Below are 21,703 nucleotides of genomic sequence, written 5' to 3' on the forward strand. Positions count from 1 at the left end.
CTGTGGTTGCGCATTGACCTCGGGCATGGCGATGGCCACCACCAGAAGGTCAACACCCGCTGCGCGGACAGGCCGAACTTGGCCTCCTTGCCGCCGGTGTTGACCTTCTGGTGGTGGCCATCGCCATGCCCGAGGTCAATGCGCAACCACAGTGCGCGACCACGGAACACCTCCGGCCATCGCCGCAGCAGCTCCACGTTGTCCACGGTGACGGTGACGCCGCGCGCTAGCGCTGCTTCGTATTCGCTGATCGGCGCGAAGCTCGGCGTGAACAGGACACGCGCGGGGTCGATGCCGGGCAGCGCCGCGAACACGCGCTCCAGCTCGCCCCGCGACACGCATTCAAGGCCGAAGCCCTCCGCCTCCAGCGCGCGCAGGATGGCCGGGTGCGCATTCGCCTTGGTCGCGTAATAACGGCGGTCGATGGCGCCGATGGACAGCAACTGGCGCGCACGTTCGCGCACCGTGGGCAGGTGGTAGGCATAGCGTGGCCCGCCCTGCTCGACCAGTTGCAGCAGCGCATCGCGCTCATCGGCATCGCGCCACCATGGCGTCGGACGCGCACGCACGCTGCCTTCGATCTCGCGCCAGCGCGCGCCGAACACGTCCTCTTCGTGTACCGGCATCGCGCCGCTGTCGATCAGCGCCGCGTGCAACTGCGGCAGCATGCCGTCGGCGGCGGCTTCGTCCATCACGAAGGTCAGGTTGAGGTCATTGGACGACTGCGAAATCAGATGCACACGCTCGCGCCCGAACATTGCCCACACCGCCGACAGCTTGTGCAGCAGCGAGCGCATGCCGCGCCCCACCAGGGTAATGGCGGCGCAGGGCACGATCACCTTGACCCGGCAGATTTCCGACAGGTCGGCAGACAACGCGGCCAGCACGTCGGTGCTGACCAGGTTTTCGGAAGGATCAAGTGACACGGTGACATTGGTTTCGGCGGTGCCGATCAAGTCAACCGACAACCCATGCCGGCGGAAACGCTCGAACACGTCGGCAAGGAAGCCGACCTGCTGCCACATGCCGATGCCTTCCATCGATACCAGCACGATGCCGTTGCGGCGGCTGATCGCCTTCACGCCCGGCACCGGCTCGATGCCGCCTTCGATGCTGGTCCCCGGCAGGTGCGGGCGCTCGGTATCGAGAATCGCCATCGGCACGCCGGAATCGCGGCAGGGCTTGATCGAACGCGGATGCAGCACCTTCGCGCCGGTGGTGGCGATTTCCTGTGCCTCGTAATAATGCAGGCGGGTCAGCAGGCGCGCGTCCGGCACCTCGCGCGGGTTGGCGCTGAACATGCCGGGCACGTCGGTCCAGATTTCCACGCGGCGCGCACCCAGCAGCGCGCCGAAGTACGCGGCAGACGTATCCGAGCCGCCGCGCCCGAGGATCGCGGTGCCGCCATCCCGGTGCCGGGAAATGAAGCCCTGGGTAATCAGCATGCGGGTGGGCTGCGCTGCAAAACGCGCGCGCCAGTCGGCAGTGGCCTGCCACTCACAGTTGACCGAAAGCCGCTGCGACCACGCCGTCTGGTTCGGCTGCGGCGGCAGCGCATGCAGCCAGTCGCGCGCATCCATCCAGCCGATGTCCAGCCCCTGCGCATGCAGATAAGCCGCGCCCAGCGTGGATGACAGCAATTCGCCCTGCCCCAGCACCTCGGCCTGCCAGTCCAGCGTGCGCGCGGCCGCGCGCGGATCGTCCAGCAGGGCGCGCAGCGCGGACAAACGCGCGCCCAGCACGGCTTCGGCATCAAGACCCAGATCCTCGGCACAGAACGCGCGATGCCGCGCTTCCAGTTTCGCCACCCGCTCCGCGCTGTCGGCGGCACCATCGGCAATCGCAGTCAGCTCGTTGGTGACGCCGGACAATGCAGACACCACCACCAGCACCCGTGCATCAAAGTCGCTCGCGCGGCCAGCGGCCAGCCTGCCGATGTTGTCCCAGCGGTTGCGTTTCGACACCGAGGTTCCGCCGAACTTGAGCACAAGCCAGGGGTTATCGGGCGCGGGGGATGTGGACATGGGTCCTGTCGGGATGAAGGAAGGGAATGCCGCCGGCGTGGGCGGTGGTGCATTCTAGCGGCCCCCATCCCCGGACTGCGCCCCACGCCATGCCACGTCGTTATGTGCAACTTGATGTTTTCGCCTCGCGCCCCGGCGCGGGCAATCCGCTGGCCGTGGTGCTGGATGCCGATGGTCTTGACGATGCTGCGATGCAGGCCATCGCGCGCTGGACGCGATTGCCGGAGACCACCTTCGTGTTTCCCGCAACGTCGGACGATGCCACCCATCGCATCCGCATCTTCAGCCCGCGCCGCGAGGTGCCGTTCGCAGGCCATCCCAGCGTCGGCACTGCGCATGTCCTGCTGGATGCTGGATTGGCAACGCCGCGCGACGGATTGCTGGTACAGGACGGCATCGCCGGCAAACTGCCGCTGAGGGTGCATGGCGAAGGCAGCGAGCGCACCATCGCCGTGCGCGTGCCGCGCGCCCGCGTGCAGGAAATCGCCACACCCGACGATCCGCGACTGCGCGGGCCTCTTGCCGGCCTGCGACTGGGTGAGCTTCCGCCGGTGCTGATGGATGGCGGTCGCCGCTGGTGGCTGGCGGAACTGGCCGACGAAGCCCATCTGCGCAGCATCGAACCGGACTGGAACGCCATCTCCACGCTGGCCGAAGCCACCGACAGCATGGGCCTGTTCGTGTATGCGCGCAGCAGCGACCCGGTCTATCACTTCGCCGTGCGCGCCTTTGTCGGCGCACCGGCCTGTTTCGAGGATGCCGCGTCCGGCGCGGCCAATGCCACGCTGGCCGCATGGCTGGCCGAGCGCGATGCCCTGCCCGCGCAGCCCGGCGGTTTCTATCGGGTCAGCCAGGGTCGCGAAGTCGGCTTCGACGCGATCATCGAACTGACCGTGGATGCCGATGGCGATGTCTGGTCAGGCGGTCGCGCGGTGCCGGTGGTAACAGGCACGCTGGAGTGGGCGGAGTAGTCGCGCGGATTCGATGAGGCTGGCGGGCATTCGTTTTGCGGCTCGAAAGTCGCAAACTGCTCTGGCTCGTCATTCCCGCGAAAGCGGGAATCCAGTTTTTCTTTCTGTCGTCTGGATACAGGACAAAAGAGCTGGATCCCGGCTTTCGCCGGGATGACGAGCGACGCTGGAACGAACTTCCGAAACAACAAAGGGGCCTTGCGGCCCCTTCGTCATTCCATCGTGACGCCTTTATTCCGGCGACACATCCACCCGCACGCGCACGCGGTCGCCGGGGTGGTAGTCCATGCGGCGGGTGTAGCGGCGACCGTTGTATTCATAGGTCACGTCGTAGGCATTCGCGCCGCTGGTGCGGTAGCTGTCGTAGCGCCCGTCGCCATAGCGGCCCACCGGCTCCGGATCGCACACCCGCACCGTGGCGGTGCGCGAACGATTGCGCTGGGTCTGGTCGTAGATTTCGCGCCCGGCCATGCCGCCCACCATCGAACCGATGGCAGTTGCGGCGTATGTGCCGCTGCCGCCGCCCATCTTGCTGCCCAGCACCGCGCCGGCGATGCCACCCACGATGGTCGCCACGTTGCGCCCGGAATCACTGCCGCGCCGGTAGCCATTGCGGTCGTAATCGCCATAGCGCTCGTCGTAGTAGCCATCGCGGTAATAACCATCACGCGCATAGCCGTCGTTGGTGGTGGTCTCGTAGCAGCGGCGCTGGCCGTAATCGTTGGCGGTGCTGCGATAGCTGCCATCCAGCACCGGATCGACACGGATCACCCGCGCGTAGTCGTAATGGGTACCACCGTCCTGACGATACTGGCCGTCGTCGTAACGACCATCGTCATAGCGCCCGCTGTCATAACGACCGTTGTCGTAACGGCCATCGTCGTAACGGTCGTAACCGGACTGGGCGAACGCATTCGTGCTGGCAGCAGCAAGACCGAGGGCAAGCAGGATTGCGACAGGGCGCTTCATGGTGGTTCCCCAGGCCGGTGACAGGAATTGGCCGGCGTTGGCGCAACGATGCGGCGTCGGGTTTGACGCGAACCTGAACACAGCCGCCCGCCGCGCGTGCGTTTAGCGCGCCGACAGCTTGCCGGCATCCGCATGTTGCGGCGCAAGACATCGCCGCTGCCGCTTGCGCTAAGGTGCGTGCCTCAAACCTGCATGCACGCCATGACCGCCCGCCGAGCGCCAAGCTCCGGCGCAAAGCGCGGACAGCCATGACGCACGTCCATCCACGCGAAGGAGGAACGGGCTCATGTCCTACAGCACACAACAGATCCGCAACGTGGCCCTGGCAGGCCACCCCGGCGCCGGCAAGACCACTCTCTTTGAAGCCCTGCTGCATGCCGGCGGCGCGATACAGACGGCAGGCACCATCGAACGCGGCAATACCGTGTCCGACTTCGACCCGATCGAGAAGGAACGCGGCCATTCCATCGACGCCGCCATCGCCAGCACCGATCATGCGGCGGCTGGTAACCAGCTTGTCCACGTCAATTTGATCGATACTCCCGGCTATCCCGATTTCCGTGGCCCCGCGCTGGGCGCACTCGCCGCCGTGGAAACCGTTGCGGTCGTGATCGATGCCGATACCGGCATCGCCCACGGTACCCGCAGGATGATGGACTACGCCAAGCAACGCGGCCTGTGCCGCGCCATCATCGTCAACAAGATCGACCACGCAGGCCACGATCTTGGTGCCTTGATGGAATCACTGCGCGCGGAGTTCGGCCCGGAAGCACTGCCGCTCAACCTGCCCGCCGATGGCGGCACGCGCGTGATCGATTGTTTCGGTCAGCGCGAGGGCAGCAGCGACCTCGGCCCGGTTGCCGACTGGCACCAGAAGATCATCGATCAGGTGGTCGAGATCAACGAAACGGTGATGGACCACTACCTCGACCTTGGCGAGGACGGGCTGTCCGGCACGGAACTACACGATGCCTTCGAGCAATGCCTGCGCGAAGGGCATCTGATCCCGGTGTGTTTCGTGTCCGCGCGCAGCGGCGCGGGCGTGAAGGAACTGCTGGACATCGCCGAGAAGCTGTTCCCGCATCCGGGTGAAGCCAATCCACCACAGTTCGTCAAAGGCAGCGGCAGCGAAGCCGCGCCCATCGAGGCAAAGCCCGATCCAGCCGCGCACGTCATCGCCGACGTGTTCCGCATCGTCAACGATCCCTTCGTCGGCAAGCTGGGCATTTTCCGCGTCTATCAGGGCACGGTGAAAAAGGATTCGCAGCTGTTCGTCGATGACGGCAAGAAGCCGTTCAAGGTCGCCCATCTGTTCAAGCTCAAGGGCAAGGATCACATCGAAATCACGCAGGCGGTGCCGGGTGACATCGCGGCGGTGGCGAAAATCGACGAACTGCATTTCGATGCCGTGCTGCACGATTCGCACGACGAGGACCACATCCACCTTGCGCCGATGGCCTTCCCCAAGCCGATGTTCGGCCTTGCGGTGGAACCGGCCAGCAAGGGACAGGAGCAGAAGCTCGCCACCGCCCTGCACAAGCTGGCCGAGGAAGACCCGGCCTTTGCGGTGGAACACAACACCGAAACCAACGAAACGGTGATCCGCGGCCTGTCTGACCTGCATCTGCGGGTGATGCTGCAGCGCCTGAAGGATCGCTACGGCGTGGAAGTGAAGACGCATCCACCGCGCATCGCCTATCGCGAAACCATCAGCGGCATGGCCGAAGGCCACCACCGCCACAAGAAGCAGACCGGCGGTGCGGGCCAGTTTGGCGAAGTGTTCCTGCGCATCGAACCGCTACCGCGCGGCGGCGGCTTCGAGTTTGTCGATGAGGTGAAAGGCGGCACCATCCCCGGCCAGTTCCTGCCGGCGGTGGAAAAAGGCATCCGCCAGGTGTTGTCTGGCGGCGCGGTGGCCGGCTACCCGATGCAGGACGTGCGCGTGATCGTGTATGACGGCAAGCACCACCCGGTGGATTCCAAGGAAGTCGCCTTCATCGCCGCCGGCAAGAAAGCCTTCCTTGATGCGGTGTCGAAAGCCAGACCACAGGTGCTGGAACCCATCGCGGATCTCGAAGTGACCGCACCGGAAACGCACATGGGCGACATCAGCGGCGGGCTTGCCGCCAAGCGCGCCCGCATCAGCGGCACCGACGCCCTGCGCGGCGGCGAGATCGTGGTCAAGGCGCAGGTGCCGCTATCGGAACTGGAAGGCTATGCAGCGGAACTGAAATCCGTCACTGCCGGTCGTGGCCGCTACGCACTGGACTTCAGCCACTACGAGCCGGTGCCGCCACAGGTGCAGCAGAAACTGGTGGAGGCCTACAAGCCGCATCACGACGAGGACTGATCCAGCGCACCGCCCCAGGATGCGCGCTATCGTGTGCATACCCACTTCGCAGGACGCACCATGCGCAAGCTTCGCTTCCTCCTCATCCCGCTGCTGGCGATCCTGCTCGCGGCGTGTTCCAGTCTTGGCAGTGCGGTGCTGCTGGGCCGCGACATCGCCTTCACCGCGCCGCAATTGCAGGCGCAGCTGGAGCGCCGGTTTCCGCGCGATTACAGCAAGCTGGGCGGGCTGGTGAGCATCAGCCTGCTCAACCCGCGCCTGAGCCTGCCGGGGGGCGGCAGGCTGCGGCTGGAGTTCGATATCGGCATTGCTGGCATGGGCAGCAATGCGCGCACGCCGTCCGGGCATTTCGCGGTGGAAAGCGGGCTGCGTTTTGATGCCGGCACGCGCGGGCTGCACATGGACCAGCCAGAGATCGTCGCGGTTGATGTGCCTGCGCTGGGCGGTGCGATGAACGAAGGCGCACGCACCTTGCTCAACGCCTGGCTGCTGGACTACGCACGCGACGAGCCGGTGTATCGCCTTGACGACAGCGTGTCCAGCCGCATGACGTCGCGCCGGCTGGAACGCATCGACATCGACCCCGGCATCATCACCCTGCGTCTGGATTGAGCATGCGCACACCTTGCCACTGCTTTGTCGTGGGCATCGGCATCCTGCTGGCTGCCTGCTCGCCGCAACCGCAGCCGGCGCAACCTGTCGCGCAACCGAAACCCGCACCTGCACGAGCGGAAGTGCCCGCAATCATCGAACCTGCAAGCGCCGCCGCTGAAACCATCGAAACATGGGAACTGCCCGGCACGTTGCATCCACTGACCACGGTGGCCGAACTGCAGGCGCGCTTCGGCAAGGACAATCTGGGCGAGGAAACCTTTCCCGGCCCGGAAGGCATCGGCACTTATCCCGCGCTGGTGATCCATCCCGATGATCCGCGCAAGCGGCTGGAACTGGTGCTGGATGCCGACAACAAGGACGCGCCGATCCAGTCGCTGCGCGTGTCCGCAGCAAACACGCTGTGGCATGCCGCCGATGGCCTGCGCCCCGGCATGTCGCTGGCGGAGCTGGTGGCGCTCAATGGTGCGCCGGTCAGCTTCTACGGGCTTGACTGGGACTACGGCGGCAGCGTGCAGGACTGGCACGGCGGCAAGCTGGCGAATACGGTCGGCGCGCGCCTGTTCCACGCGGTGACGCTGGCACCGCGCGACGCGACGGGCGACGCAAAGCTGCCATCAGGCGATGCCGTGTTTCGCAGTGATGATCCCAAATGGCCCGGCATCGGCAAGCAACTCGTCATCGGCGAACTGTCGATCAGTTGGCCGCACGACGACGAGTAACGAACGACACGCCCGTAGATGCCGAGCTTGTTCGGCATGCGTGTTGCGCGGAGCAAGCTCCGCGCCTACGACGTGTCTGACATATCCAGATGCGGAGCTAGGGAAGCTCTGAACAACTCTCGAAACGTCATCCCGGCGAAAGCCGGGATCCAGCTTTTTCAGTGACTTACCAAAAAGAGGGATTGGACAAACATTCGTTTGTCAGAAGCGGCCGGCTTTCGCCGGAATGACGGCTTGTTCAGACCTTCCCTAGCGCCGCATCTACGCGCGAATCGCGCCTTCAGCGCTTGGGCCGCAGCATCGTGCCGGTGCAGGTCTTCGCGCCGCAGCGGCAGGCCCAGATCTTCTTCAGGCGCGGGGTGTGGCGCTCGGCAAGGGTGATGCCGTAGTCGTAGGTGAGTTCCTCGCCCGGCTTGATCGCGCGGATCGCCTCGATGAAAACGCGCGAGTGCTTCGGCTCGTCCTCATCCTCGTCCAGCACTGCTTCGCAGTTCGGGTCGCAGCTGTGGTTGATCCAGCGCGCGTCGTTGCCGTCGTAGTTGGCGTCGATCACCCACTCATCGTTCAGCGTGAACAGGAAGGTGTGGCCGCTTTCGATGTCGCCGCTGTCGCCGGCATCGACCTCTTCATGGGTGCGGCGGCGACCCTTGTATTCGATCAGGCGCTCACCCTTTTTCAGTTGTGCGACGGCAAACATGCCGTTGCCGTGGATGGCGGATTTGCGGGTGACGATCTTCTTGGGCATCTGGCTGCAACGCTGGACGGGGCCTGCATTGTCACCCGGCGGGGCCGGTTGCGGTCAACGGCCATCGCACATCGTGCGTTGTCTGTCGCATCCCGCCCACGGAGCCTTTCGATGAAACGCATCGCCATCGCCAGCCTGCTGCTTGCTGCGTTCACCATTGCGACTCCATTCGCCGATGCGCGCCAGCGCCATGTGCAGCAAGCAACTGTCCATCGCGACATCGCCTACGGCCCGCACGCCCGCCAGCGCTATGACGTGCATCTGCCGGCCAGCCTGCGGCCCGGCGCACCGATTCTGGTGATGGTCCACGGCGGCGGCTGGCGCAACGGCGACAAGCACAACCCCGGCGTGGCCGGCGACAAGGCCGCGCACTGGCTGGCGAAGGGCTACGTCTTCGTCAATGTGAACTACCGCCTGCTACCCGACGCCGACCCGCTGCAGCAGGCGCGCGACGTGGCTGCCGCCGTGGCCTCGGTGCAGAAACGCGCACCGCAGTGGCGGGCCGATCCAAGGCGCGTTGTGCTGATGGGCCATTCCGCCGGCGCGCACCTGGTCGCCCTGCTCGGCAGCGAGCCCGCGATGCTGGCGCAGGCCGGCGCGTTGCGACCGCTGGGCGTGGTATCGCTGGACAGCGGCGCGCTGGACGTGACCGCACTGATGACCCAGCGGCGCGTGCCGCCGTTGTATCGCGATGCCTTTGGCGAGGATCGCGCGTACTGGGCGGCGACCTCGCCCGCTGCCCGGATCGGGCGCAATGCCGTGCCAATGCTGCTGGTCTGCTCCGCGCCACGCCATTTCCCCACATCGCCCTGCGACGAGGCCCGCGGCTTCGCGCGCAAGGCCGGCATGCTAGGCGTGCCGATGCAGGTGCTGCCGCAAGACCTGAACCACGGCGAGATCAACAAGACGCTGGGGCAACCATCGGCCTATACCCGCGCCGTGTCCGACTGGATCGACCACCTCGTGGACTAGCCCCGGCTTAAATCGTACAATTCCGGTACGTTTTAACCCCCGCCGGCATCGAGGCCGGTTCCCGCGATGCTCCGCGTCACCAAACTCACCGACTACGCCACCCTGGTCATGACCGTGCTCGCCGCGCGTCCGCTGGACGTGCTCAGCGCGCCGGAACTGGCCGAGCAGGCCGGGCTGGAAGCGCCCACCGTCGCCAAGCTGCTCAAGCCGCTGGCGCAGGCCGGGCTGGTGGAGGGCTTCCGTGGTGCCAACGGCGGCTACCGTCTTGCCCGCGCGCCGGAGGCGATCAGCCTTGTGGAAATCGTGGAGGCGATGGAAGGCCCGCTGGGCATGACCGAATGCAGCCTGCACGACGGCCATTGCGGTATCGAGCAGTCCTGCGGCGTGCGCGCCAACTGGCGTCGCATCAACGACGTGGTGGCCGACGCGCTGCGCGGGATCAGCCTGGCCGAGATGGTGTCGCCCGCGCCGCGACCATCGCGCAGGGGCATCGCCGCACAACTGGCGAACGCATGAGGACATGACGATGACCAGCCAAAGCGCCATCATCGAAAACGAAGCTCCGGTCGAGAATGCGCCGCTCCAGAATCAGGAGATCCACGCGCAGCTCGGTCGCAAGTACACCGCCGGCTTCATCACGCAGATCGAATCCGATTCGCTGCCGCCCGGCCTGTCCGAGGACATCATCCGCGCGCTGTCCGCCAAGAAGGGCGAGCCGGAGTGGATGACCGACTGGCGGCTGGCCGCCTACCGGCGCTTCTTGAGCATGCCGATGCCGGACTGGGCCAAGCTCAAGATCGGCCCGATCGACCTGCAGGCGCTGAGTTATTACAGCGCGCCGAAAGCGAAATACAAATCGCTGGACGAAGTGCCGCAGGAGCTGATCGACACCTACGACAAGCTGGGCGTGCCGCTGCACGAGCGTGCCAAGCTGGCCGGCGTGGCCGTGGATGCCGTGTTCGATTCGGTCAGTGTCGGCACCACCTTCCGCAAGGAGCTGGCCGAGAAGGGCATCGTGTTCTGCTCGATGTCCGAAGCGATCAAGGACTACCCGGAACTGGTGCGTCAGTATCTCGGCTCTGTCGTGCCGGTGGCCGACAACTATTTCGCCGCACTCAATTCGGCAGTGTTCTCCGACGGCAGCTTCGTGTTCATCCCCAAGGGTGTGCGCTGCCCGATGGAACTGAGCACCTACTTCCGCATCAACGCCGGCCACACCGGCCAGTTCGAGCGCACCCTCATCATCTGCGAGGAAGGCGCCTACGTTTCATACCTTGAAGGCTGCACCGCGCCGATGCGCGACGAGAACCAGCTGCACGCCGCAGTGGTGGAACTGGTGGCGCTGGACGATGCGCAGATCAAGTATTCGACGGTGCAGAACTGGTATCCGGGCGATGAAAACGGCGTCGGCGGCATCTACAACTTCGTCACCAAGCGTGCCGAATGCCGTGGCGCACGCAGCAAGGTGACGTGGACGCAGGTGGAAACCGGCAGCGCCATCACCTGGAAATACCCGAGCTGCGTACTGCTGGGCGATGACAGCGTCGGCGAGTTCCACAGCGTCGCGCTGACCCACCACCGCCAGCAGGCCGACACCGGCACCAAGATGATCCACGTCGGCAAGCGCACCAAGTCCAAGATCGTCAGCAAGGGCATCAGCGCCGGGCGCGGCCAGAACAGCTATCGCGGGCTGGTGAAGGTCGCCGCAAGCGCCGAAGGCGCGCGCAACCACACCCAGTGCGACAGCCTGCTGATCGGCAAGACCTGCGGCGCGCACACCTTCCCCTACATCGAGGTGAAGAACCCGAGCGCAACGGTCGAGCACGAAGCCACGACCTCCAAGATCAGCGACGACCAGTTGTTCTACTGCCGCAGCCGCGGCATCGCACAGGAAGATGCGGTGAGCCTGATCGTCGATGGCTTCTGCAAATCAGTATTCCGCGAACTGCCGATGGAGTTCGCGGTGGAAGCGAAGAAGCTGCTGGATGTGTCGCTTGAAGGGAGCGTGGGATGAGCGGAAGCATCGAGCGCGTCGTACGCATCTTCGACCTTGGCGCTGGCGAGCATCCGCCCAAGCCCGTGCGTTACTGGCGCACGCGCTCGCCAGAGGAGCGCCTGCGCGAAACCCTGCAACTGCACCGCGAAGGAAACGATCTGTTCAAGGGTGGGAACACCGCATTCGAGTACGTCATGCAGGTACGCCATGTCGCAACTCCGTGACGACTGGAAGGCGTTCCTCGCGGCGCTGGAAGCGCATGACGTCGAGTATCTCGTCGTTGGCGGCGTTGCCCTCGGTGTACACGGGCATGTCCGCTACACCAAGGATCTCGATGTCTGGTTTCGCAGTAGTGAAGCGAATGCCGAACGGCTGATCGCCGCTCTGCGCGAGTTCGGCTTCCGCGACCTGCAAACGTCCCCGGCGGCGTTCTGCAAACCACGGGCCATGCTGGTACTCGGTTCGGAGCCGAATGCCATCGAACTGATCAACTTTGCCGATGGCGTCGATTTCGACGCCTGTTTCAAGAACCGCATCGTCGTCCCGCTGGGCGATGTTTCCATTTCCGTGATCGGGCTGGACGACCTGCGCAGGAACAAGCAGGCCGTTGGCCGGTTGCAGGACCTGGCCGACATCGAATCACTGGACGACCCGCAAGACCCCACGAGTTACTGACATGCTGAAGATCGACAACCTCCACGCCACCGTTGCCGGCAAGGAAATCCTCAAGGGACTTTCGCTTGCCGTTGCGGCCGGCGAAGTCCACGCCATCATGGGCCCGAACGGCGCGGGCAAATCGACTCTGGGCAATGTGCTGGCCGGGCGCGACGGTTATGACGTGACCGCAGGCACCGTCACGTTCGACGGCAAGCCGCTGCTGGACCTTGCACCGGAAGAGCGCGCCGCTGCCGGCGTGTTCCTGGCCTTCCAGTACCCGGTGGAAATCCCCGGCGTGAACAACACCTATTTCCTGCGCGCGGCACTGAACGCGCAGCGCAAGGCACGCGGCGAGGCAGAACTTGATTCGATGCAGTTCCTGAAGAAGGTGCGCGAGAAGCTCGCCGTGCTGCACCTGAAGGACGAACTGCTGCATCGTGGGGTGAACGAAGGCTTCAGCGGCGGCGAGAAGAAGCGCAACGAAATCTTCCAGTTGGCCCTGCTGGAACCGAAGCTTGCAATTCTCGATGAAACCGATTCCGGCCTGGACATCGACGCGCTGAAGTCGGTGGCTGATGGCGTCAACGCGCTGCGTTCGCCCGAGCGCGCCTTCGTCGTCATCACTCATTACCAGCGCCTGCTCGACTACATCAAGCCGGACGTGGTGCATGTGCTGGCCGACGGCCGCATCGTCGAGAGCGGTGGGCCGGAGCTGGCACTGGAACTGGAAGCGCACGGCTACGACTTCCTGAAGAACCGGGTCGCGCCGGAGGCTGCCGCCTGATGAGCGCCCTGCTCGACTCGCTGGCCGCTGGTTTTGAAGGCGACGCCGACCGCCGCGCCGCGCTGGACGCGCTGTTGCGCGATGGCCTGCCCGGCCCGCGTACCGAAGCGTGGAAGTACACGCCGCTGCGCGCGCTGGAACGGCGCAACTTCGCCACGCCGCAACCGGTCGCCGTTGATCCCGCGCTGCTGGCTGCAATTCCCGCGCCGCGCATCGTGTTCGTCAACGGCCAGTTCGACGCTGCGCTCAGTGCGCTGGATGACCTGCCCGCAGGCGTATCACTGCAACCGCTGTCGTGCCTGCTGGCCGATGGCGATGAAGCGCGCGCCACCAACTTCCTGCAACGTCGCTTTGATCGCACGGACGAGCCATTCGCCCGGCTCAACGCGGCACTGGCTCGCGAAGGCGCGGTATTACGGATCGAAGATGGCGTGCAGCTTGCGGCTCCGCTGCATCTGGTCTTCGTTGGAGCAAGCGCGCCCGACGCCGCATGGCATCTGCGCCACTTCATCGAACTGCGCCGCGATGCGCAGGCCTCCATCGTCGAACACCACATCGCCGCTGGCGAGCATGCACACCTCGCCAACACCATCGCCCATGTCCATGTCGCTGCCGGCGCGCAACTGCGGCATGTGCGCGTGCAGGACGAAGCCCCGCGCGCCAGCCTGTTCGCACGCACCGATGCGGTGCTCGTACGCGAGGCACGTTACGCGCGCTGCGATCTGGAACTCGGCGGCGCACTGTCGCGCCATGAATTGAACGTGCGGCTGGAAGGCGAAGGCGCTTCGCTGGACGCCGACGGCGTGCTGCTGGCCGATGGCCGTCGTCACCTCGATACGCGCCTTGGCATCGAACACATCGCCAGCGACACCCGCTGCGGCCTGCGCTGGCGCGGGCTTGCGGGGCAGCGCGGCAGGGCCGTGTTCCACGGCGGCATCGTGATCCGCGCCGGTGCCGACGGCAGCGAAGCCGACCTGTCCAACAAGAACCTGCTGTTGTCCGCCGAGGCCGAGATCGACACCCAGCCGGTGCTGGAAATCCACGCCGACGAAGTGAAGGCCGCGCACGGCGCAACCGTCGGCCAACTGGATGCCAACGCGCTGTTCTACCTGCGTTCGCGCGGCTTGAACGAGGCCGACGCACGCCGCCTGCTGACCGGCGCGTTCTGCCGTGAAATCGTTGCCGGCATCAGCAACGATTCAGTGCGCAGCATCGCGGACGCCGCGCTGGAACGCACGCTGGCGCGGCTGGACGCATGAGCGTCATGGACAAGAAGCACCCCCTCCCCAGCCCTCCCCTGCACGCAGGGGAGGGAGCAAGAAGCATTGACTGGACACAGGTACGCGCCGACTTCCCGCTGCTCCAGCGCGAAGTCCACGGCAAGCCGCTGGTCTATTTCGATTCCGCCAATACCGGACAGAAACCTGCTTGCGTGATCGAGGCGACCGACGATTTCTATCGCCGCTTTAATGCCAACGTAAGCCGCGCGGTGCATGCACTCGGCAGCGAGGCCACCGAGGCCTACGAAGGCGCGCGCACCAAGCTGGCGCGATTCCTCAATGTGCGCGCCGACGAACTGGTGTTGTGCAGCGGCACCACCTTCGCGATCAATCTGGTGGCGTATTCGTGGGCGCTACCGCGTCTGCAACCCGGTGACGTGATTCTGGTCACGCGGATGGAACACCACGCCAACATCGTGCCGTGGCAACTCGTCGCACAGCGCACCGGCGCGACGGTGAAACCCGTGGAACTGTGTGCGGACGGCACGCTGGACATGGACGCGCTGCGTGCGGCGATGACCAGTGCAGTGAAGCTGCTGGCCGTGGCCCACACCTCCAATGTGCTGGGCACGGTCAACCCGGTGCGCGAGATCTGCCGCGAGGCACGCAAGCGCGGCATCGTCACCGTGGTCGATGGCTCGCAGGCGGTGCCGCATCGCAAGGTGGACGTGGCCGCGATTGGCTGCGACTTCTATGCGCTGACCGGGCACAAGATGTGCGGCCCCACCGGCACCGGCGCGCTGTGGGCGCGCCGCGAGCATCTTGAAGCGATGCCGCCGTTCCTCGGCGGCGGCGAGATGATCAAGGAGGTGCGCTTCGACGGCACCGTGTTCAACGACCCACCGCACAGGTTCGAGGCCGGCACGCCGAACATCGCCGGCTTCGTCGGGCTTGGCGCGGCGGTCGATTACCTGTCTGCATTGGGCATGGACAACATCGAAGCGCGCGAGCGCGAGCTGCTGGCGCATCTCACCGGGGAATTGCAGGAAATCGACGGCCTGCGCATCTTCGGCACCGCACCAGACAAGGCAGCGGTGGTGAGCTTTGCCATCGACGGCACCCATTCGCACGACATCGCCACCCTGCTTGACCTGGAAGGCGTGGCGGTGCGCTCCGGCCAGCACTGCGCGCACCCGCTGCTGCAGCGGCTCGGCGTTGGCACCACCTGCCGTGCATCGCTGGCGTTCTACAACACGCACGAGGAAATCGAGGCGTTTGTTTCGGCGCTGAAGAAAGTCCGGCTGCTGCTGGGTTGAGGCATCGGCGGGCCAAGGCCCGCCCTACAATGGACGCATGAACGCTCTTCGTTTCCGCGCTGCTACCGACGCCGATGTTCCTGCACTGGTTGAATTGGTCACGTCCGCCTATCGCGGCGATGCCAGCCGCGCAGGCTGGACGACCGAAGCCGACTTCCTTGACGGCAACCGCATCGACCCGGATGTGCTGCGCGCCGACATCGAACGCCCGCGCAGCCGCGTGCTGCTTGCGGAAACCGAAGGCAAGTTGCTGGCATGCGCGCATGTAGCGGAGGAAGACAATGCCGGCTACTTCGGCATGTTCGCGGTTGCACCCGGCCTGCAAGGTGGCGGCATCGGCAAGCAGGTGCTGGCCGAATGCGAGCGCATCGCCCGCGAGGACTGGCGTTTGCCCGTGATGCGGATGACGGTGATCGATATCCGCGATGAACTGATCGCCTTCTACGAACGCCGGGGCTACCGCCGTACCGGCATCTTCAAGCCCTTCCCCTATGGCGATGCGCGTTTCGGCCTGCCACTGCGCGACGACCTGCGCTTTGAAGTGCTGGAGAAAGCATTGTGAGCGAGCCTGTCTGGACGTATGTCTGCACCACCGCCGAGCTGCTGCCCGGCGAGATGAAGGCCGTGTTCGACGAGGTCACCGAAGCCGGCATCGCGGTGTTCAACCTGGACGGCACCCTGCATGCGCTGGAAGACAAGTGCAGCCACGAGGACTTCGAACTGTCGTCCGGTGCGTTCGACGCGGCGGAGGGCAGCGTGGAATGCATCCTGCACGGTGCGCGCTTCGACGTGCGCGACGGCCGCGCCCTGTGCGCGCCCGCCTACGAGCCGGTGGCGAAGTTCCCGGTCAAGGTGGAAGGCGGCATGGTCTGGGTGCGCGACGACCGCTGACGCCTTCCTGCTACGCCGCAGATGCCCGCATCGCGCGCGACTTCGACGCATCGAACCCAAGGCTTTCGCCCAGCGCAGCCCTTGCTCCCGATGAGCTGATCGAGGCAGAAATCGGCCACGATGTGAAATTTCCGTTGTAAACGGGAATCGTTCTCACTATTATTCCTGCGCCCAGCCCGCAGGCGGCGATGCCGTCGGCGCCAGGCCCCACCCCTCCTCCACTCCGGCAAGACCCGGCCCTGAACCGGTCTGCCAGCCACGACCCGCAGCCCAATGACCCACATCAAATCCCGCAAGCACGCCGTGCGCCGCACGCACACCCATCTCGCCACCACTGCCCTGACTGCCGGCCTGGCACTGGCCATGCCGTTGATGGCCCATGCCGCCGACGACAGCGCCGATGCAGACAAGGCCAAGCAGGACGCCAAGACCCTGGACAAGGTGGAGGTGCGTGGCCTGCGCAGCTTCATCGTGTCGCCGAAGTTCACCCAGACCCTGCAGGACACGCCGCAGACCATCCAGGTGATCGGCGAGGAACTGCTGCAGGAGCAGGGCGCCACCACCCTGACCGAAGCGCTGCGCAACAGCCCCGCCGTTGGCACCTTCTATGCCGGCGAGAACGGCAACACCAGCACCGGTGACACCGTGTACATGCGCGGCTTCGATTCCACGTCGAGCATCTTCGTCGATGGCGTGCGCGATCTTGGCAGCATCGCGCGCGACCTGTTCAACGTGGAACAGGTGGAAGTGGTGAAGGGCCCGGCCGGCAGCGACACCGGCCGCAGCGCGCCCACCGGCGCGATCAACATGGCGACCAAGCAGGCGCAATTGCGCGAGAAGCTGGGCGGCAGCGTCTCGGTCGGCAGTGATGGCCAGAAGCGCGCCACCGCCGACTGGAATACCGCGCTGGGCGCATCCGCCGCACTGCGCCTGAATGCCATGTGGCAGGACAGCGACGTGCCGGGCCGCGACCACGTCAACAACAGCCGCTTCGGCTTTGCGCCGTCGCTGGGCTTTGGCCTGAATGGCAACACCCGGGTCTGGCTGAACCTGCTGTACGTGAAGCAGGACAACGTGCCGGACGGCTTCGTGCCGACCGTCGGCCTGCCGGGCTGGACGCCGCAGCCGGGCCTGGAAAACCTGGTGGGCCACCCGGTTGACCCGAGCAACTTCTACGGCACCCGCGACGATCACGACAAGGTGACCGCGCAGATGGCGACGTTGCGCTTCGAGCACGATTTCAGCGAAACGCTGAAGCTCAGCAACACCCTGCGCTGGGGCCAGACCGATCAGGACTACCTGCTGACCGCATTCATGGGCACCAGCAACGCCGCCGGCACCGGCAACATCAAATGGACGGATCAGAGTGACCTGTCCACCTACACCCTGGCGCGCAGCCTCAACACCTTCAAGGACCAGCAGAACGCGATCCTGACCGATCAGTTGAACCTGCGCGCGGATTTCAGCACCGGCGCGGTCGATCACTTCCTCAGCATCGGGCTGGAATATGCCCGCGAGGAGCAGGACATCTACTCCCTTGCCGCCACCGGCACGCGCCCGCCGGCCAACCTGTACAACCCGGACTGGAATGACGCCGGCACCCTGACCTGGGCGCATACCGGTGCCAGCAACCACGGCAAGACCGAAACGACATCGGCCTATCTGTTCGACACCCTCAAGTTCGGCGAACACTTCCAGGTCACCGCCGGTGTGCGATCGGACCGCTACAAGACCCGCTACACCACGATTACCGCAGCCGGCGTGGCAACCCCGTTGCAGGCAACCGGCACCTTGACCAACTGGAAGCTCGGCGTCATCTACAAGCCGGTGGATGCGCTCAGCCTGTACGCCAATGTTGCGCAGTCGCAGCAGCCGCCGGGCGGGGCCAACTTCCAGCTCAGCACGTCCGCCAACAGTGCCAACAATCCCAACCTTGATCCGCAGAAGGCGAAAACCACCGAAATCGGCGGCAAGTGGCAGCTGACCGAAAGCGGCCTGATGCTCAACCTGGCGCTGTTCCGCACCGACGTGACCAACGAGATCTCCGGCAGTGCCGCCGAAGGCTGGTTCCAGGACGGCAAGAAGCACGTCAAGGGCGTCGAGCTCTCGATGGGTGGCAACATCACCGAGAACTGGGCGCTGACCGCAGGTTACACCCGCCAGGACACTACGGTTTCCAACCCGGCCAATGGCACCCTGCCGACCGCCGATGGCACCAACAACCTGACCTACACGCCGGGCGATGCCTTCACCAGCTGGACGACCTACAAGCTGCCGTTCGGCCTGACCATTGGCGGTGGCGTGCGCTATACGGCGGGCCTGCATCGCGGCACTGATGGCGCGGTGGGCACGCCAAAGTTCACCAAGTCGTGGACGGTCTATGACATGGTGCTGTCCTACCCGGTCAACGACAACATCAGCCTGCGCCTGAACGGCTACAACCTGTTCGACAAGCACTACGTGGCATCGATCAACAAGAGCGGCTACCGCTACACTCCCGGCACGCCGCGCACGTTCCTGTTGAGCGCGGACTTCCGCTTCTGATGTCCGAACGCGCGGCGGAGTTGTGCTCCGCCGCGCGTCCCATGGAGCCGCCATGCTGCTGCACGTCCCCAACGTTCTCACCCGCGACGAACTGGCACATCTGCGCGCCACGCTGGATGCCGCAGACTGGACCGACGGCCGCGAGACCGTCGGCACGCTGGGCGCGCAGGTCAAGCGCAACGAACAATTGCCGGACGCTTCACCCGTACGCGCGGAACTTGCACGCATCGTGCTGGCGGCACTTGCACGCAATCCACTGTACTTCGCCGCGGCGCTGCCGCTGAAAACACTCACGCCGCGCTTCAACCGCTATACCGGCGGCGGTGAATACGGCTTCCATGTCGATGGCGCGGTGATGAACCTGGCACAGGGCGAGCAGTTGCGCTCCGATGTGTCCTGCACCCTGTTCCTCGCCGAGCCGGAGGAATACGACGGCGGCGAGTTGATCGTCAGCGATACCTACGGCGAGCACGAGGCCAAGCTGCCTGCGGGCGACGCCATCATCTATCCCGCCAGCAGCCTGCACCGGGTCATGCCGGTCACGCGCGGCGCGCGCATCGCCTCGTTCTTCTGGGTGCAGAGCCTGGTGCGCGACGATAGCCAGCGGCGGATGCTGTTTGAAATGGATGGCGCGATCCAGCGCCTGCGCGCCAGCAACGCCGATGCCGAGGCCGTGCTGCAACTGACCGGCGTGTATCACAACCTGCTGAGGCGCTGGGCCGAGCCATGAGCGACAACGCCCTGCTTGCCCAGCAGCGTCGCGGCTACTGGCTGCGCACCTTGCACCAGTGGCACTGGATCAGCGCCGCCGTGTGCCTGGTGGGCATGTTGTTGTTTTCGATTACCGGCATCACCCTGAACCATGCCGCCAGCATCGAAACCACGCCGGACGTGACCCGCGTGGAAGCCACGCTGCCCGCGCCATTGCTGGCGGCATTGCCACAGCGTAACGAAGGCAACGCCCCCTTGCCGGCAAAGCTGACCGACTGGTTGCGCATAACCCACGGCATCGTGGCCGATGGCCGGCAGGCCGAATGGTCGGAACACGAGATCTATCTGTCGATGCCGGGCCCGGGCAAGGACGCCTGGCTCAGCATCCAGCGCGCGGACGGCGCACTGGAATACGAACGCACCGATCGCGGCACCCTGGCCTGGCTCAACGACCTGCACAAGGGCCGCAACGCCGGCACCGCGTGGAGCTGGTTCATCGACCTGTTCGCGGTGGCCTGCATCGTGTTCACCGCCACCGGCCTGTTCCTGCTCTGGCTGCACGCGCGCCAACGCCGCGCTACCTGGCCGCTGGTCGCACTGGGTCTTTTGATCCCGATGCTGCTTGCACTGCTTTTCATCCACTGACCCCAAGAAGGCGTCCCCATGCGCATGACCGTTTCCATCGTCCTTGGCACCTTGCTGATTGCCCCGGCCCAAGCCGCCGAGCTGTCCGTCAACGTCGAGATCCCCAAGCTCAACGTCGCCGAATACCACCGCCCGTACGTGGCGCTGTGGGTCGAAGGTGCTGACCAGAAGGTCGCCGCCAACCTGGCCGTGTGGTACCAGATGAGCGAGGGCAAGGAAGGCCACGGCACCAAGTGGCTACCCGACCTGCGCCAGTGGTGGCGCAAGAGTGGGCGCGCGCTGAAGGTGCCGGTGGATGGCGTGACCGGCCCCACCCGCCCTGTTGGCAAGCACGCGCTGAAGTTCGATGACAAGCATCCCGAACTGGCAAAGCTGCCGCCGGGCAGTTACACGCTGGTGGTCGAGGCCGCGCGCGAAGTCGGTGGCCGCGAACTGCTGAAGATCCCCTTCGAGTGGAAGGGCAAGCCCGCCACCGGCAGTGCCCAGGGCAAGACCGAGTTGGGCAAGATCACCCTGTCCGCCAAGCCGTGATGCTTCAAAGCCCTCCCCTTCAAGGGGAGGGTTGGGTGGGGATGGTGTTCACATGTGACATCAGCGCAACAACACCATCCCCATCCCGGCCTTCCCGTTGAAGGGGAAGGAGAGACACCCACATTCTCGACAACACAGGATGCCCCTCATGAAGCGCCATACCCTCGCCCTCGCCGCCGCCCTGTTCGTGCTGCCGCTGTCCGCACTGGCCCACAAGCAGTGGCTGGTGCCCTCGTCCACCGTGGTTGCCGGCAAGGATGTCTGGGTCACCGTCGATGCCGCCGTGTCCAACCAGCTCTACTACCCGGATCACGTCGCGATGCGCCTGGACAACATCGTCATCACCGCGCCGGACGGCAGCACGCATGCACCGCAGAACCCCGCCACCGGCAAGTACCGCAGCGTGTTCGACGTGCAGTTGCAACAACAAGGCACCTACCGCATCGCCAATACCGGCGGTGGCGTGTCCGCAAGCTGGGAAGCCGCCGACAAGCTGTGCCCCGGCCCCGACGGCAAGCCGGCACCTGCCGGCCCGCGTGGCTGCTTCCTGCGCAACGCCAGCGCCGATGACATCGCAAACAAGATTCCGAAGAACGCGCAAAACGTGAAGGTGAGCGAAGGCATCAGCCGCGTGGAAACCTTCGTCACCAACGGCAGCACCAGCAACGTGGCCACCATCGGCAAGGGTCTGGAACTTGCGCCCGTCACCCATCCGAACGACCTGTTCGCCGGTGAGGAAGCCACCTTCAAGCTGCTGGTCGATGGCAAGCCCGCGGCCGGCCTGGAAATCGAAATCGTGCGCGGCGGCACCCGCTATCGCAACGCGCAGGATGAGATCACCGTGACCACCGATGCAAACGGCGAGTTCAAGGTGAACTGGCCGGAAGCCGGCATGTACTGGCTGGAAACCAGCACTACCGACGACAAGACCAGCGTGCCGCAGGCCAAGCAACGCCGCCTGAGCTACGTCGCCACCCTTGAAGTCCTGCCGCAGTAATGTTGTTCCTTCTCCCCGCATGCGGGGAGAAGGTGCCGAAGGCGGA

At 65.3% G+C, this 21,703-nt stretch carries 22 protein-coding genes; 19 read left to right on the forward strand and 3 right to left on the reverse strand.

Translation table 11 applies throughout. The features are described from left to right. Positions 1 to 2,024 (reverse strand): bifunctional aspartate kinase/diaminopimelate decarboxylase (locus QM612_RS12490; protein WP_415254213.1); only part of this gene is annotated, 2,024 nt, incomplete at its 3' end. Between the two features lie 89 nt (positions 2,025 to 2,113). Here QM612_RS12490 and QM612_RS12495 point away from each other — a divergent pair. Next, entirely contained in the window at positions 2,114 to 2,995 is an 882-nt protein-coding gene (locus QM612_RS12495) for a PhzF family phenazine biosynthesis protein (RefSeq protein ID WP_415254214.1), read from the forward strand. A gap of 231 nt (positions 2,996 to 3,226) precedes the next feature. Here QM612_RS12495 and QM612_RS12500 read toward each other — a convergent pair whose 3' ends face one another. Beyond that, the gene (locus QM612_RS12500; RefSeq protein ID WP_415254215.1) at positions 3,227 to 3,964 is read right to left on the reverse strand and encodes a glycine zipper 2TM domain-containing protein; all 738 of its coding nucleotides are present in this window, start codon (positions 3,962 to 3,964) and stop codon (positions 3,227 to 3,229) included. 286 nt (positions 3,965 to 4,250) lie between these two features. Between QM612_RS12500 and fusA the strand changes: the two genes are divergently transcribed. The 3 genes from fusA to QM612_RS12515 are packed head-to-tail and all read left to right on the forward strand — an operon-like array spanning position 4,251 to position 7,648. Next, complete coding sequence (fusA, locus tag QM612_RS12505) at positions 4,251 to 6,314, forward strand: elongation factor G (RefSeq protein WP_415254216.1); 2,064 nt, start codon at positions 4,251 to 4,253, stop codon at positions 6,312 to 6,314. A 60-nt stretch (positions 6,315 to 6,374) separates the two neighbouring features. After that, on the forward strand, positions 6,375 to 6,926 hold the full coding sequence (locus QM612_RS12510; RefSeq protein ID WP_415254217.1) for a hypothetical protein: 552 nt from the start codon (positions 6,375 to 6,377) through the stop codon (positions 6,924 to 6,926). A gap of 2 nt (positions 6,927 to 6,928) precedes the next feature. Next, positions 6,929 to 7,648 carry a hypothetical protein gene (locus tag QM612_RS12515; protein ID WP_415254218.1) on the forward strand — a complete coding sequence of 240 codons (720 nt, stop codon included), beginning with the start codon at positions 6,929 to 6,931 and terminating at the stop codon, positions 7,646 to 7,648. 280 nt (positions 7,649 to 7,928) lie between these two features. Here QM612_RS12515 and QM612_RS12520 read toward each other — a convergent pair whose 3' ends face one another. Beyond that, complete coding sequence (locus QM612_RS12520) at positions 7,929 to 8,393, reverse strand: SET domain-containing protein (RefSeq protein WP_415254219.1); 465 nt, start codon at positions 8,391 to 8,393, stop codon at positions 7,929 to 7,931. A gap of 111 nt (positions 8,394 to 8,504) precedes the next feature. On the opposite strand from QM612_RS12520, the gene QM612_RS12525 reads away from it, so the two are divergent. The 15 genes from QM612_RS12525 to QM612_RS12595 all read left to right on the forward strand — a co-directional run bounded on the left by QM612_RS12525 (position 8,505) and on the right by QM612_RS12595 (position 21,657). Then, positions 8,505 to 9,365, forward strand: coding sequence for an alpha/beta hydrolase (locus QM612_RS12525; protein WP_415254220.1), 861 nt, complete (start codon positions 8,505 to 8,507; stop codon positions 9,363 to 9,365). A gap of 66 nt (positions 9,366 to 9,431) precedes the next feature. Further along, complete coding sequence (locus QM612_RS12530) at positions 9,432 to 9,881, forward strand: SUF system Fe-S cluster assembly regulator (protein WP_415254221.1); 450 nt, start codon at positions 9,432 to 9,434, stop codon at positions 9,879 to 9,881. Between the two features lie 10 nt (positions 9,882 to 9,891). Beyond that, entirely contained in the window at positions 9,892 to 11,379 is a 1,488-nt protein-coding gene (gene sufB / locus QM612_RS12535) for a Fe-S cluster assembly protein SufB (protein WP_415254233.1), read from the forward strand. Next, positions 11,376 to 11,585, forward strand: coding sequence for a hypothetical protein (locus QM612_RS12540; protein ID WP_415254222.1), 210 nt, complete (start codon positions 11,376 to 11,378; stop codon positions 11,583 to 11,585). Before sufB ends, QM612_RS12540 begins: the two co-directional genes overlap by 4 nt. After that, a complete protein-coding gene (locus tag QM612_RS12545) occupies positions 11,569 to 12,036 on the forward strand; it encodes a nucleotidyltransferase domain-containing protein (protein ID WP_415254223.1) in 468 nt (155 codons plus the stop codon). The genes QM612_RS12540 and QM612_RS12545 overlap by 17 nt, the downstream gene beginning before the upstream one ends. A 1-nt stretch (position 12,037) precedes the next feature. Further along, entirely contained in the window at positions 12,038 to 12,802 is a 765-nt protein-coding gene (gene sufC, locus QM612_RS12550) for a Fe-S cluster assembly ATPase SufC (protein ID WP_415254224.1), read from the forward strand. After that, complete coding sequence (gene sufD / locus QM612_RS12555) at positions 12,802 to 14,061, forward strand: Fe-S cluster assembly protein SufD (RefSeq protein WP_415254225.1); 1,260 nt, start codon at positions 12,802 to 12,804, stop codon at positions 14,059 to 14,061. Before sufC ends, sufD begins: the two co-directional genes overlap by 1 nt. Positions 14,062 to 14,066: 5 nt before the next feature. After that, entirely contained in the window at positions 14,067 to 15,338 is a 1,272-nt protein-coding gene (locus QM612_RS12560; protein ID WP_415254234.1) for a cysteine desulfurase, read from the forward strand. 37 nt (positions 15,339 to 15,375) lie between these two features. Beyond that, complete coding sequence (locus tag QM612_RS12565) at positions 15,376 to 15,900, forward strand: GNAT family N-acetyltransferase (protein ID WP_415254226.1); 525 nt, start codon at positions 15,376 to 15,378, stop codon at positions 15,898 to 15,900. Next, positions 15,897 to 16,229, forward strand: coding sequence for a non-heme iron oxygenase ferredoxin subunit (locus tag QM612_RS12570; protein ID WP_415254227.1), 333 nt, complete (start codon positions 15,897 to 15,899; stop codon positions 16,227 to 16,229). The genes QM612_RS12565 and QM612_RS12570 overlap by 4 nt, the downstream gene beginning before the upstream one ends. A 273-nt stretch (positions 16,230 to 16,502) precedes the next feature. Continuing rightward, positions 16,503 to 18,773, forward strand: coding sequence for a catecholate siderophore receptor Fiu (locus QM612_RS12575; protein WP_415254228.1), 2,271 nt, complete (start codon positions 16,503 to 16,505; stop codon positions 18,771 to 18,773). A 52-nt stretch (positions 18,774 to 18,825) separates the two neighbouring features. Continuing rightward, the gene (locus QM612_RS12580; RefSeq protein ID WP_415254229.1) at positions 18,826 to 19,503 is read left to right on the forward strand and encodes a Fe2+-dependent dioxygenase; all 678 of its coding nucleotides are present in this window, start codon (positions 18,826 to 18,828) and stop codon (positions 19,501 to 19,503) included. Further along, positions 19,500 to 20,129: a PepSY-associated TM helix domain-containing protein gene (locus QM612_RS12585; protein ID WP_415254230.1), complete on the forward strand. Its 630-nt coding sequence runs from the start codon at positions 19,500 to 19,502 to the stop codon at positions 20,127 to 20,129. The genes QM612_RS12580 and QM612_RS12585 overlap by 4 nt, the downstream gene beginning before the upstream one ends. An 18-nt stretch (positions 20,130 to 20,147) precedes the next feature. After that, the gene (locus QM612_RS12590) at positions 20,148 to 20,660 is read left to right on the forward strand and encodes a DUF2271 domain-containing protein (RefSeq protein WP_415254231.1); all 513 of its coding nucleotides are present in this window, start codon (positions 20,148 to 20,150) and stop codon (positions 20,658 to 20,660) included. Positions 20,661 to 20,808: 148 nt separating this feature from the next. Further along, the gene (locus QM612_RS12595) at positions 20,809 to 21,657 is read left to right on the forward strand and encodes a DUF4198 domain-containing protein (RefSeq protein ID WP_415254232.1); all 849 of its coding nucleotides are present in this window, start codon (positions 20,809 to 20,811) and stop codon (positions 21,655 to 21,657) included. Positions 21,658 to 21,703: the final 46 nt, after the last annotated feature.

It is taken from the genome of Thermomonas sp. (assembly GCF_047606765.1).
Lineage (GTDB): Bacteria > Pseudomonadota > Gammaproteobacteria > Xanthomonadales > Xanthomonadaceae > Thermomonas.

Excerpts from the sequence above, each read along its gene's own strand:
- QM612_RS12530 (WP_415254221.1), top strand. The coding sequence starts at position 9,432 with ATGCTCCGCGTCACCAAACTCACCGACTACGCCACCCTGGTCATGACC.
- sufD (WP_415254225.1), top strand. The coding sequence starts at position 12,802 with ATGAGCGCCCTGCTCGACTCGCTGGCCGCTGGTTTTGAAGGCGACGCC.
- QM612_RS12595 (WP_415254232.1), top strand. The coding sequence starts at position 20,809 with ATGAAGCGCCATACCCTCGCCCTCGCCGCCGCCCTGTTCGTGCTGCCG.
- QM612_RS12500 (WP_415254215.1), bottom strand. The coding sequence starts at position 3,964 with ATGAAGCGCCCTGTCGCAATCCTGCTTGCCCTCGGTCTTGCTGCTGCC.
- QM612_RS12495 (WP_415254214.1), top strand. The coding sequence starts at position 2,114 with ATGCCACGTCGTTATGTGCAACTTGATGTTTTCGCCTCGCGCCCCGGC.
- QM612_RS12590 (WP_415254231.1), top strand. The coding sequence starts at position 20,148 with ATGCGCATGACCGTTTCCATCGTCCTTGGCACCTTGCTGATTGCCCCG.
- QM612_RS12560 (WP_415254234.1), top strand. The coding sequence starts at position 14,067 with ATGGACAAGAAGCACCCCCTCCCCAGCCCTCCCCTGCACGCAGGGGAG.
- QM612_RS12585 (WP_415254230.1), top strand. The coding sequence starts at position 19,500 with ATGAGCGACAACGCCCTGCTTGCCCAGCAGCGTCGCGGCTACTGGCTG.
- QM612_RS12520 (WP_415254219.1), bottom strand. The coding sequence starts at position 8,393 with ATGCCCAAGAAGATCGTCACCCGCAAATCCGCCATCCACGGCAACGGC.
- QM612_RS12575 (WP_415254228.1), top strand. The coding sequence starts at position 16,503 with ATGACCCACATCAAATCCCGCAAGCACGCCGTGCGCCGCACGCACACC.
- QM612_RS12515 (WP_415254218.1), top strand. The coding sequence starts at position 6,929 with ATGCGCACACCTTGCCACTGCTTTGTCGTGGGCATCGGCATCCTGCTG.
- QM612_RS12525 (WP_415254220.1), top strand. The coding sequence starts at position 8,505 with ATGAAACGCATCGCCATCGCCAGCCTGCTGCTTGCTGCGTTCACCATT.
- QM612_RS12540 (WP_415254222.1), top strand. The coding sequence starts at position 11,376 with ATGAGCGGAAGCATCGAGCGCGTCGTACGCATCTTCGACCTTGGCGCT.
- QM612_RS12545 (WP_415254223.1), top strand. The coding sequence starts at position 11,569 with ATGTCGCAACTCCGTGACGACTGGAAGGCGTTCCTCGCGGCGCTGGAA.
- sufC (WP_415254224.1), top strand. The coding sequence starts at position 12,038 with ATGCTGAAGATCGACAACCTCCACGCCACCGTTGCCGGCAAGGAAATC.
- QM612_RS12580 (WP_415254229.1), top strand. The coding sequence starts at position 18,826 with ATGCTGCTGCACGTCCCCAACGTTCTCACCCGCGACGAACTGGCACAT.
- fusA (WP_415254216.1), top strand. The coding sequence starts at position 4,251 with ATGTCCTACAGCACACAACAGATCCGCAACGTGGCCCTGGCAGGCCAC.
- QM612_RS12510 (WP_415254217.1), top strand. The coding sequence starts at position 6,375 with ATGCGCAAGCTTCGCTTCCTCCTCATCCCGCTGCTGGCGATCCTGCTC.
- QM612_RS12565 (WP_415254226.1), top strand. The coding sequence starts at position 15,376 with ATGAACGCTCTTCGTTTCCGCGCTGCTACCGACGCCGATGTTCCTGCA.
- sufB (WP_415254233.1), top strand. The coding sequence starts at position 9,892 with ATGACCAGCCAAAGCGCCATCATCGAAAACGAAGCTCCGGTCGAGAAT.